Source organism: Ignavibacteria bacterium (genome assembly GCA_025612375.1).
In the GTDB taxonomy this organism is placed as follows: domain Bacteria; phylum Bacteroidota; class Ignavibacteria; order Ignavibacteriales; family SURF-24; genus JAAXKN01.
On the sequence record JAAXKN010000005.1, the window covers coordinates 73,750 to 86,212 of the forward strand.

General features: G+C 36.5%; 10 protein-coding genes. All 10 read right to left on the minus strand.

The genetic code is table 11. The features are described from left to right. Positions 1 to 97 precede the first annotated feature (97 nt). Positions 98 to 730 carry a hypothetical protein gene (locus HF312_05365; GenBank protein MCU7519625.1) on the minus strand — a complete coding sequence of 211 codons (633 nt, stop codon included), beginning with the start codon at positions 728 to 730 and terminating at the stop codon, positions 98 to 100. 565 nt (positions 731 to 1,295) lie between these two features. Further along, positions 1,296 to 1,586 (minus strand): endonuclease/exonuclease/phosphatase family protein, encoded by a 291-nt coding sequence (locus tag HF312_05370; protein ID MCU7519626.1) that lies wholly within the window; start codon positions 1,584 to 1,586, stop codon positions 1,296 to 1,298. A gap of 164 nt (positions 1,587 to 1,750) precedes the next feature. Then, a complete protein-coding gene (locus HF312_05375) occupies positions 1,751 to 6,271 on the minus strand; it encodes an ATP-binding protein (protein MCU7519627.1) in 4,521 nt (1,506 codons plus the stop codon). Between the two features lie 118 nt (positions 6,272 to 6,389). Further along, complete coding sequence (locus HF312_05380; GenBank protein ID MCU7519628.1) at positions 6,390 to 6,899, minus strand: hypothetical protein; 510 nt, start codon at positions 6,897 to 6,899, stop codon at positions 6,390 to 6,392. A 247-nt stretch (positions 6,900 to 7,146) separates the two neighbouring features. After that, the gene (locus tag HF312_05385) at positions 7,147 to 7,686 is read right to left on the minus strand and encodes a hypothetical protein (protein MCU7519629.1); all 540 of its coding nucleotides are present in this window, start codon (positions 7,684 to 7,686) and stop codon (positions 7,147 to 7,149) included. Beyond that, the gene (locus HF312_05390; protein MCU7519630.1) at positions 7,686 to 8,402 is read right to left on the minus strand and encodes an ImmA/IrrE family metallo-endopeptidase; all 717 of its coding nucleotides are present in this window, start codon (positions 8,400 to 8,402) and stop codon (positions 7,686 to 7,688) included. The genes HF312_05385 and HF312_05390 overlap by 1 nt, the downstream gene beginning before the upstream one ends. Then, complete coding sequence (locus HF312_05395) at positions 8,380 to 8,742, minus strand: helix-turn-helix transcriptional regulator (protein MCU7519631.1); 363 nt, start codon at positions 8,740 to 8,742, stop codon at positions 8,380 to 8,382. Before HF312_05395 ends, HF312_05390 begins: the two co-directional genes overlap by 23 nt. A gap of 585 nt (positions 8,743 to 9,327) precedes the next feature. After that, positions 9,328 to 9,873 carry a hypothetical protein gene (locus tag HF312_05400; protein ID MCU7519632.1) on the minus strand — a complete coding sequence of 182 codons (546 nt, stop codon included), beginning with the start codon at positions 9,871 to 9,873 and terminating at the stop codon, positions 9,328 to 9,330. A 5-nt stretch (positions 9,874 to 9,878) separates the two neighbouring features. Then, a complete protein-coding gene (locus HF312_05405; GenBank protein ID MCU7519633.1) occupies positions 9,879 to 10,907 on the minus strand; it encodes a hypothetical protein in 1,029 nt (342 codons plus the stop codon). Positions 10,908 to 11,200: 293 nt separating this feature from the next. Next, a complete protein-coding gene (locus HF312_05410; protein MCU7519634.1) occupies positions 11,201 to 12,370 on the minus strand; it encodes a PAS domain S-box protein in 1,170 nt (389 codons plus the stop codon). Between the last annotated feature and the right edge of the window lie 93 nt (positions 12,371 to 12,463).

The following is a 12,463-nucleotide window of genomic DNA, read 5'->3' on the forward strand; positions in this document are numbered from 1 at the left end:
TGAAACAAAATTTATATAGGTGTTAGGATTACCTGCTCTGCTGCTGATGTTTGCGCCCACACCATCATCAACAGTGAACGAACTTATCTCGAAGACTTCAATTGTCTGTTTCTCTTTCCTTATCCAGGTAGATTAAGCTATGGGTCAATGGGGTTTCATCAAAGGTATAAGACAGGCTTAAATTTAGGAATCCCTTGTTTTTATCTTTAAGGTATCCTTTGAGTAAAGGGAAACTGCCGTCACAAAGAATTTTGATGTTATTATTTGAATAGGCTAATCCCAATATAACTTCCGAGTACACTTTTGAAGGACTTTGAAACAGATAATAGTCAGTATTAAAGCCGAACCTTAATCTAAGATTATTTTTATACAGATATGGTTCAAACTTTATATTAGGCATTTCCTGAAGCAACGCTAATGCTAAGTAAAAAGGAGCATTTATTGGAGAACGTTTTGGAGCTTCCAGGTTTACAATTTTTACAATTGGCCAAATCAAAGAATTTGCCGAAACAAAATACTTCCTTTCATTTTCAGGATCCCGGATTACTGAAATAGAAAGATTTGGCAAATATATTTCCATATATGGTGATTCATGAGCATCAGAAAGGCCAAATGTCATTCTATAATTATTTTGTCTGTTAAATGATGAACCAAACATCAGGGTCATACCGTCTTGTGCAGTTAAATTAGATACAAGAAAAAGGGCAAACAAAATAATGAGTTTTTTCATTTTTAGTTGAATCAGGATTTTTTGTTTATGTATTTGGTAAAAGAATAATGAAGCAAATGGGCTACATATTTTTCATTAACTTATTTCATGTTATAATCTCACAGGGTTATAATTCCAGTTTATAACCTTATAAGGTTATAATTTATTTCGAACAGATTATTACATTCAGTTATTAATGCGGAATGGTCCGTTTCCCCTTCCAGTCTTGGAGCATGGTCATTTCCTACATATGAAATGTTTTTATCAAATTCTTTCGTACTGAACACATGATCTATGCGGAAGCCGTTTCCCGCAGGACTGTACCAGCTAAACTCTTTCCTATCCACATTCCGTTTTCGCCAGGAATCAATCAGGCCGGAACCTTCCAGACTAGCAAAGGAAACAGCGCAATAAAATGTTATGCCGGGTTCATCTATGTAATGCCTGCCTGTATTGAAGTCGCCAATAATCAATCATCTGCTTCCCAAGGCCGGAATAATATTATTTACGATAAAATCGAAAAGAAGCTTCTTTCCTTTTTTTTGAGCAAAGTAAACACCCATTAAAGAAAACTGCTCAAATCTTATCAGAACTGCTCTTCGGTGCATTCAACAGGCAGATCAATCAAAGGTACAGATTCGAAATGCAACCTTGAGGCTATAAATACTGTGTTCGTCCTGCGGCTTTCCGGTACGGTGGTTTGCCACCGGTAGCCTTCGTCAAGCAGTTTATTTTTTATAGTATCAGAATTCTGGTTATGTCTGAACTCAGTAAGGACAATAACATCAACATTGTATCCTATAATTCTTTTTAGGATTTGGGGAATTCGTTTGCCGCCACCATGCCTGATATTCAGTTCAAACAGTTTAATACTCATTCGTCTTTACCAATCAAATAATTTAACTCCCGATTTATTATATGTAAAAAGAACTAAAGAAAATATAATTTCTGCGACAAACACAGAACTGATACTCCTCATAATTTATTAAGTCAATCAGAAAAAAAATAAGACTTCGCCAAAAGAATTTTCGCAAAATCCTTTCAGCTATAATCCGCACTTTCTAAGACTTTACGTACACTGAATTGAAGTTCCGGAATTTGTAACAATTTATCAAAGATATCCATTGCTTTTTCACAATAGGACTCCTTGGAATAAAGCAGCAATTTATTATATGCTCCTATTAATATTTGTACAGGTTCATCAGAAATGGAACTTTCCTGAAGATCAAAATTACTCGTTTCTAATAAATTTTCTAAAACATCCAGACATTTTTTAGGTTCATATCCAACACATTGCAATAAATACTCAAATATTCGATTATCTGTTCTATTACCTTTTCCCGACTTATTTTTTGAATAGAGTAATATGTAATTATATAGCTTATTAAAATCCTCAGGTTTAAATTCTCTAAAAGCATATGTATATTCATTTTGTATTATGTGGGATTCGGATAATAACAATTTCTTGAATATAGTTTCTGCTTTCTTTAATGCAGTGTCATTTTGATGTGGAATATTATAAATTGCCTGTTTTAATAAACCCGCTTGAAAATCAATCGAGTCATTATACAATTCTTCCAGTAATTTTTTAGCACCCCTAACGTTTTTGATATATAAATACATTACGATTTGGCCAACATAATTTTGTCTTTCTCTCACCCTATCACTTCCTTTAATCCTAACAATAGCTCTAAGGTGGTTTTTCAAATAGTTGAATTTCTCATTTATATAGTAGCCTAACAAATAAACTGAATTTATTAATATATCGTCATTTAAGTCGTTTGAACACCTTTTGTAAATTTCATAAATTTTTTCTGGATCTAGATTTACCAAATGATGTAGATTAGCTATTGCTGCACATTTCACAGAAATATTGTTACAATTTGCTATTTTACTCAATGTTCCCAAAATCTGTTTTTTATAATATGCACAACTCTTAAGTGTAACAAGAGTAAACACAGCATAGCCTTGTAATGTGTTGATTCCTTTTTGTAAGGAGTCATTTATACTTTCTTCCGGCTCCAAATTATTATTTTCTTCAAAGTCGATGGAATAAACACATATCTTTGTAAAGAGAAATGGCTCTAAGATCTCAAATTCATCTATGTATTTGATACAATCTATAATTACCGTTCGAAGAAACTTATCATTATTAAAATTAATTAGGTAAGTCACCAATTCTTTTATTTTTTTATAATCGTATTTACATGCTAACAATCCGCGTAAAGCCTCCGCAAAGTATTCATTTGCAGTTGTTTCCTTCTTGAGATCAAGCAAAAATGGGAAGAATTTATCGGGGTCTTCTTTTATGCATCTACCAAACATTCTTGAATGCTCAATTAACCCACCATATTGAAAACCTTTTTTATTTTGATAGCCTTTATCCCATCCAGTTCTATCATTATATTTTTTAAATGAATTTTCCCAGTCCACCAATTGCATATTAAAGTATGCCGTTTCAGGAATAGGAGGTCCCACCCACGAAATCTGAGCGGGTTTTGGTTTCATATTTTGAAATTGTCCAAATTTTCTTTCCAATTCATAATATATTCTTCTAATGTGGGAATATTTATTTCGTTCGGATAAGGGGATGGATGAAAGTAGTGCAAATATACTGGCTCCCTTATACTTTCTTAAGTCACCTTTATGAATTCTTAGATCCTCTGATTTTAAAATGACTAAGTTGATTTGTTCTTGTCTACTACCATCAAAATAGGCATAGGTTTGATTTAATAATTTTAAAATATTGTATTTTAATCCTGATTTTAGATCACAATGCTTAATTAAATTTTCTCTTATAAGCAGATAAAATACTTCATCCAAATAACAAACGGGATCACAAAGAAGTCCTTCAGTTAGTACATACAAAATACTTAATGCATAATCATCTTTATATTCCTCAAAGAATTTTTTAAATATTTTTGGAGTTTTTGCATTATCAAATAGAAGTTGGGATGCAAGTTTTATCAAACCCCAGTGTGTTTTTAAGTTATCAAATTCTTCGTGAAGGAAAAATGCATTATCTATGTAATAACCTTCTAATTCCAATAGTCTGGTCTTTTCTGAAATATCTTTTATCAATGGTAATGCAAATTCCAAAAACAAAACTGGTTCTTCCTTTGCTAATATTTCAAAGGTTTCACCTATCTCATATCCTATAATATTTCTATCAACAGATTGTCTAAACTCAGAAGATGATATTTTTTTAGTTATAAGTTCATTGAGAATTTTTATTGCATAAGTTGGCGATATTTTAGTAATTCGAGATAACGTTTTAGATAAATGGTATTGATTTCTTGAAAAGAAGTAATCCCTTACTCTATCAAATAGTTGTAATGCTATTGGATTATCCCATTCTTTAAGATATAGTATTGTATAATATACAATACTATTGTTTCGTTCATTATTCTCTAAGGAGAATAGAAATTTCAGGATGGGACCCGGATTGCTTTCAATCAGCCTGTATTCTATCATCCATTCACATGAGCGACTTAACAAATTATCGCAACTGTTAAGAAATTTCATGATAAATCCCTCTTTATCGAGATAATAAAACCACTCAATAGTGCAAATGGACTCAATAAAATACTTTACATCCTTATTATTGGTTAATACTTTGTTTTTAATGATTTCCCATTCAGATGGGAGCACATTTTCTTCCGACCCCAATAGATTAAGTATGAGTAATTTTATATGAAATCGTACTTTTGGGGAAGTAAGTAATACAATTAGGTTTTCGTTATACGATTCTAGATTGACTCCTCTTAAATAACTTAAAACATTTTTTATTGTTGATCTAGCAAACAGGCCTTGATGCTGTTCTAAAACATATTCCGATATATTCTTCCGCCCTTTTACAAACGCTCTTGAGAAACAATACTCAAAGAATGACTGATGAAAAAATTGCAGCTGATTTCTTTCCTCTTTCAAAATTCCTTCGCTTAATAAATAATTTAATGCAGAGGTAAATTCATCTTCATATATCAATTTCGGAACATTTAACTTTTGGTCTTCTGACATTTCAATAGCAATTTTCTCCAAAAGTTGAACATACTCTCCTGATTTTTCAGGAATTGAAAGAATTTTTTTTATCCAGAACTCATTGTACAAATCCTGCAAAGTATGTATTGAATCTAGATCTATATTTTTTCCATAAATTGTACAAAATATATTTAGATTCTGGGGGTTGGCAATTAACTTTTTTAGGACTTTCGGAATTTGATCATAATTTATATCCAGCATATCTGTAACACTCTTGACTTCTTCATCATGCAATTCGCCTATTGAGATTCTAGATTGCTGATCTAAGTGCCTTAATAACGGATCATAAGTTAAATCATAGTCCCGACAAGAAATAATTATTCTTAGATTTTTGATATTTGATATACGGTTTATAAAATCGAAGTAAAAATTAATAGAACTTCTATCATTTGAAAGGACTAATGATAATGAATCAATTTGATCTATTATCACAACACACATTTCTTTTTCAGTAATCGTATTAACAATTTTCATTAAATCATCACTTAGATTTAATTTCAGTTTTAATTCATTATAATTTGTAACACCTATCAGATCTATTTTAATAGCCAGTATACATTTGCCTTTTTCTTTCAATTTCTTAACAACATCTTGTAATATGATTGTTTTTCCACAACCAGCTTTCCCTGTTAATAGTAATATCGGTTTCCTAAGTTCTTCTTTGGGTTTATCAACCCATTCAATAACTTTTAAAACTTCTTCTCTAATCTTATGCGAATCTGATAATTTCCCAAAAATATTTGTCCAATTAATCAATGAGCGGGAAATATTATCAAACTCTTTCTTAATTTCCGAAAAGTCAATGGAACTTAATAAGCAAAATCCCTCCTTCTCTAACATCTTTTTTAAATATTCTTGATCAACAATCCCCCTGCCTCCAATGTCTTTAGCAAGTTGATATAAATAATATGCAATTCCCGATTCATTTGTAATCCTGCCTTTAAATAAATTTCCGATCAGATTTATATATTCATCTTGCTCATATCCACGCTTAAATCTTACGAGCTTTGATAATTCGATAATTTCCTCATAATTAAGGCCTATATAATGTTTGAACTTTTCTAATTCTGCAAAATCACTTTGTGCTGAAACACGTAATTTTATTTCTTTAAGCGAGTTGCATTCACAAAGTTGAGGGAAAATAGAGCTAAATAAGGGGCAAGGGCTTTGACTTACAAAGGTAATTTTAACGCTGGGATTATTCTTATATTGATTTTTGATTTGAGAAATCACCCCTTGATTACTCAACCGGCCTGAAGTCCATTTTGTTTCAGAAGGTGCGATATATTTAATATTATAGGAAGTTATCTCATTCTTCTTATATATTATTAGATCATCAATAAAATTACGACTAGCACTATTTTGTTTGGAATTTTCTTGATCGGCGTTGGAATAAACGACATTGGCTTCTGCCTGTATTTTCATCGACTGGTCAAAAAACATTTTCCCCAATTGGTATGCAATAAACCAGTATTGGTAGCTATACCCCCTACCACCGGCTACTCCACCACGATTTGCCATTATTATCACCCACTTTTGAGTATTTAACGAATATAGTTAGTTGTAATTTTGAATTAGAAAGAATTTTCGATCTAAAGAATAAAGTTACTCATTGAAATAACCTCATTAATTTCTTTATTTAAAAATTGTTTATATCGTTTATCTGGCAGTAGCGCAGGCCGTCTGTTGGAAGGCCGGGCAGGTCGTTCAGTCGTCTGCGGAGCGAATTTCCCCTTTTAATGTGCTCGCGGAAAGTTTCAGGCTTATGGAATGAAAATGTATTCCTGGAGCGGGGCATAGGGTCGCGGTAATCGGTAAAGCGCGTAATGAGTCCTGTGCTTTCATACACGAACGGAAGAGGATCATTGTTCAGGAATTTGAGTTTGCTTTCGGCGTACCCGGAGGACTGGTCCTCCACGGATGTAAGGTGAAGCCCTTCCTCTTCCCTTTTAGCTTCAATTATCCCTACGGGCTTTTTATCCACAAAAAGGATATAGTCGGCCGGGCCTGCATCGGTCTGGTATTCCCTTACGGCAACGCCCATGGCGGCAGAAAGATTAATTTTCTTCTTATCTTGGATCACCCAGCCGCAGGCTATTAGCTGGCGGTCGATATTATCTCTAGCTTCCTGTTCCGGATTCTTATTCATTGCCAAATACTGAAATTACGGAGCATAATTTACATTTTTTATCGGTTAAAAGTAATATTTATGCTTAAAAGCGCTCCCGGTTACATAATTCGGGAGACTCCTTTATAATATATATGGTGACGGGGGGCGTTTTCGGAAAATTTTTGTGAAAATAATTATTTTTTTGCTGGATTGGGGAACGTTGTATGATTTTTTAGGTGGCAATTGAAGTAAAATATTTAGCGTCGGACATTAATTTTAGATGCGGCTATTCAAAGGGTTGATACTCCGGGGAAGCCATGTATTCTTCAATAGTATCAAAAGGCAGCTTGCTCCCTTTAGATTTTACCTCAGCAATAAATTTATTGCACTCTTTAGCATCCATTATTTTCCCGTTAATAGCCTCAGCTAAAACTGCCATAGTCGTCAGATATTTGATTCCGTTATGCTCGCAGTATTCTTTTATATCCTTTAAATTACTGCTTGCAATAATGTTTTTCTTATACCGGGCATAAGCCATACACGCAGATTCACCAGGGCCAAAACTTTTTAGCAGAAAAGCATACTCTTTGAATATTTCAATATCTCCGGTGGGAAAAGGAATTACTGGCACCTTCGTACTCCTTACAAAGAGATCGAACATTGCAATTCGCGAGTGCCATTTGCACACTTCGTCTTTTACTACATCCAGAACGGCAAGCCTATGAGGAAAGATGCCAGCTAACTTTAATATTTTATCCCCTTTCATAAAGTGAATAATTACATCCGCATCCAGCAGTATGGTTTTTCCCGGCTGCTTTCCCGACATTACTCACTTTCCTCAGAATCAACATCTATTCCGATTTCCCGCATTAATGAAGCATAGTTTGATTCCGAAATAAATTCCCTTTCAAACAGGGTTCTGGCCTTTAGCCCGTAATCGCCTATTACCATGCCATCATTGCCTTCATTATACAATGCAGTATCATACCCATAAAGCTTCGCATTATACTTTACCTTATTTTTGAATTCATGGAACTGCTCTGATGTAATAAGATTCATTTCCTTCAATTGAATTAGTAAAGCCGAGCGTGAGCATGCGAAATATTGTTCGATGTCTAATATTGTTGCAAGAGAGATGTTTTTCTTCAGTTCGGAAGCGGGAATTCGTTCGAGTATTCCCTGCTCAGGCATTAAAGCATTGACCGCAAACCAGTCGGCTTCATACTCAATGCCCTGTTGCTTATCAAATGCACCGGCATTACATAACATAGAGCTGAAGCTTGTCTGTATAAAAAGATGGTACATCTCATGCAAAATTGTAAAGTTCTGCCGGCCTATTGAATGGGATGCATTGATCAGGATGAAATTCATTTCATCTGCTTTTAGAGCCATTCCGGAGAAGTCGGGGTCCAGTTTTCTGAAAACTGTAATCACATTATTGTCTTTCAGCAATTTATGTGTGTCTATTGAATCACAGGATCCAAATCCTTTTAGTTCCCTGAACTCAATTGCGGCCTTCTTAATAGCCAGCTTTGACTGCATGTTTTCTCTCAATATTAGTAAGCTTAATATAGTTCTTCACAATTTTTCTAAAACCCGCAATAGCCTCCAAATCCCGGCTATTCAAAGTACCGGTTCTGAAAGCAAAAGCAATATTTACATTTTTCTGAGAAGGGTTTTCTTCCAGGAGGTCTGCCAGTTCGACCCCAAAGAGGTCAGCCAAGCTTTCAAGGTGTTTGAGGGGTATATTTCTTGCCTCGGTTTCATAATAGCTGATATTTGCCCGTTGAATTCCAAGAAAATCTGCCACCTCCTGCTGCGACAATCCCATTTTCTCGCGAAATGCCCTAAGATTTTCCCCAATAATAGTCTGTTTTTCCATATTACCTCCTCATAAGGGTAGGAAAAATAATTGTTTTGTTACAAAATAGCAACATATATTATATAATACTCAAATTTGTAACATAATCCAAGGCTAATTCGTTCATTTTTCTAATATTATTTACCATAATCCTAAAGTTATGATTATTTTCGTAACAAATGTCCCAATATAGGTTTGAGTTATTAATAATAAATTATATTACAGATCGAAATTATAGTTGTATTTATTTCTATATACCATTCCGGGTATTGCGGCACATATGAATAGCCTAAAAAGCTCCCCCGGCAACATAATCCGGGAGATTATTTTGTTATATTTATGGTGACGCGGGTCGTTTTCGGAAATTTTTTGTGAAAATAAATAAAAAAAGGTTCGAAAAATTTTAATTGGTCCCAATGCAAAATTAAAAGGTAAGGCGCAATTGGGTAAGTCCTGGTGGGTTTCAGAATACAAAAAGCCCGGAATCAGCAAAAAGTAACTGTCTCCGGGCAATATTCTTTCTTCAGCGGAAAGAGTGGGATTTTGCGCACACTGCCCTAAGAATAGCGGCTTACAGGGAAAGCACATATTAATTCTTTATTATTTTTATTTAGATTCCCTTTGATTGATAATGAAATAAGAGGGTTCTCCAACAGTAACTCCTATGATTGAGCCGGAAACTGCACCGAGCAAAGCACCTCCAATTGCCCCAAGTAAAACAGGCGGCTCCTGCACCTCTGAGGTTTTACCTATTAAAAGAGCATAAGAAGCACCCGCCAGGGCTCCGGCCAGTACTCCGTAACCGAGGCCATGTGTTAAACCTCCTGTCCTGTCCGTAACCTGTATGGAGTAAAGCTTACTGGTCTGAATGAATTTTATGTCATCTGCTTTGTCATCTGACCAGGAAGTGGCATCAATTCCTATGTTCAGGTTATGAACCCTGAAGGACTGCCCATCCAGCAATGTAATCAGGGCATATCGGCCTTGAGACTGTTCATTTATGGTATTATAGTATTCATCCTTATTCTGATATTTCCCAATATCAGTCGTGCTCGCACATCCTGATAAAGCTATCAGCAAAAGAAAGGCGGGAAGCCAGGATACTGCCATTTTGATTGAATGGTGTAAGTTTCCAATTTCCAGTTTAATCATTCAATTTACCTCTGTTTCAGTTTTCCATGAACCATTATTGAAATGCCGCCTCTATTCCCGGCAAAGAATATATCGTTCGGGAATATTGCCATTGCCCAGATACCCATATCCGTAGGGTAGATTGTTTCTATGTCCGTACCGTTGTAGTGCATAAGACCGTTGTATCCTACTGAGAAAAAGTCCTTTGTACTTCTTCCATACATCAGTCCAGCAAATTGTGTCCCGGTGAAATCCTTCCAGAGAACCAGTTTATTATCCTGATACTTATAAATCTTTTTCCCTATTATTATAAATGCCTGACCGTCAACTTCATTGACCGTTGCTAAATCCGCCCCGCTGTATAATTCTTTTAATGACTTGCTGTCATACAAATAGATCTTGTTAGTATACCCTGTTTTCTCATAACGTGTAGCCGATAAGAAGTAATTGGAGCTTTCCTTTATTCCTCTTTTTATTCCGGTAAAGCCGACCCTTAGATCAGGGATATCTAATACGCTCCACACATTTCCGTAATACGTAGCGATTATTCCTTTATAGGACTTGCCCTCCGTTGATTCAGCCACTCCTACAGCAAAGATACTGTATGGAGCATCGCCCCAGATTTGGTTAAATCCCGGTACATAGCCTGGAATATTCAGAGTTGCCGCAGCTTTCCATGAGCTCCCGTCAAACTTATAGATCTGCTCCCCCGGAGCACCGGCTGCCCAGACGTTATTCTGAGCAAATCCGCATACACTCATTAAATTGCTCGAAACCCCAGGCCATTTCTGCTCCCACTTTGTTCCATCGAAGTGCCATATGGCATCAATAGTTGCCCCGGCGCTTCCAACAGCCCAGAGGTCATCTGGACCTGAACCCCAGAGTCCTGAGATGTAAGCGTGCCACTCGCCTTTGAGTGTATCGACGGTCCATGTGTAATCCCTCCTTCCCGGAGTGGAGTTGTCAACCTGTTCGCTTGTGACAGGATCTTTACTGCAGGAAAGATTAAAAATCAGTAGAATTAATAGTGTAATTGATCCAAGTATTTTTTTCATGCCGTTTTAAGAGAGTTTAATGTAACAGGTAAACTTACATAATATATATATGGTGACGAGAGTCGTTTTCGGAAAATTTTGTGAAAATATTTTTTTTGGGGGAATTGGGGGATTTGAATATTTTCCACGGGTGCTGCCATGGCCGGGGGCTTTCTCACCTCCGGGCTACAAACAGAGCACTGCCTTCGGGGCTTGCTAATCTGATTACATGGGCCTGGTCAAGTTTTCTTTGCAGTTTCCCGGAAGATATGTAAGATAGAATCGTTAATTTGATTCTGTATGTCAGATTTTTTTTAATTTTTAATTTTTAATTCTTTCATCCTGTCAGTCACATCCATGAGGGTTAGTACCACCCCGGTTGAAATACTTGCCTCGTTTGTAATCGGGATAAGATTGAAATCCCAGAGGTGATCTGCCTTCTCAGGGTGCGGATCCATAGGCATGCTTTTGCCGTAATAGGAATAGCCTTCACCCTTTTCAAGCGCATTCTCAAAAAGAAGCCTGTCTTCTTCCACTGGGAATATGCTGAAGAAATTCCGGCCGGCATAATCTTCTGCCTTGCCTCCAAAGGCTGCGGTAAAAGCAGAGTTTACTTCTATAATGTTAAACTGCCTGTCCATTGAGACAACAAGCATATTCATGTGACTGGTGATGCCCTTAAGAAGCTGTATTGTTTCGCTATGCTTCCTTTCGGAATGCTTGCGCTCTGTTACATCTTCAGCAACAATAATGTAATATTTCGCTTCCCCGTTCTGGCCGCAGTATAGCGATGCCGTCAAAGACGCCCACAGGACCGAACCATCTTTCCTCAGAAATCTTTTCTCCAGCGTGCAGGACTTAATTTCTCCTGAAAGAAGTTTCTCCTTGAGTTCAAGGACCGTCTGAATATCTGCCGGATATGTCACGTCATCCATCGAAAGAAGGAGAAGCTCATAGACCGTATAACCCATCATGCTGCAGAACTTCTGGTTCACCCTGATCCATTTGCCGTTTAAGTCCACGTGCGCAATTCCAACTGCCGCCTGTTCGAATGTAACCCTGAAGCGGTCTTCACTTTCCATCAGCTTTTCTTCACTTTTCATGCGCTCAATTGCATACCTGAGCGAGCGCACCAGAAGTACGCCGTCTATCTGAAGCTTTATAAGGTAATCCTGCGCGCCTGTCTGCATGGCCTTAAGGCCAATTTCCTCCCCCTCGTTGTATGTCATAATTATTATAGGCACACTGCCTGCCCTGGCGTGCACTTTCCTGAGCGTGTCCAGCCCCGTGCTGTCCGGCAGTCCCAGGTCCAGCAGTATCGCGTCAAACTGGCACTTTGAGAGCCTCTCGAGGCCCGTTGAAAGCCTGAAGGCATGATCAATCTGAATTTTACTTCCGGCCACGTCGCTTATCATTTCACTGATCAGCCTGGCGTCACCGAGGTTATCCTCGATAAGAAGCACTTTTAATTTCTCAGTCTCCATTTCACCCCTATAAATAGGTAGCCGCTAAAGCGTTAGTACATTTTATCTATAAAATAATAAAACTCTTATTTTATGCAACTTTTTTCTATTCTT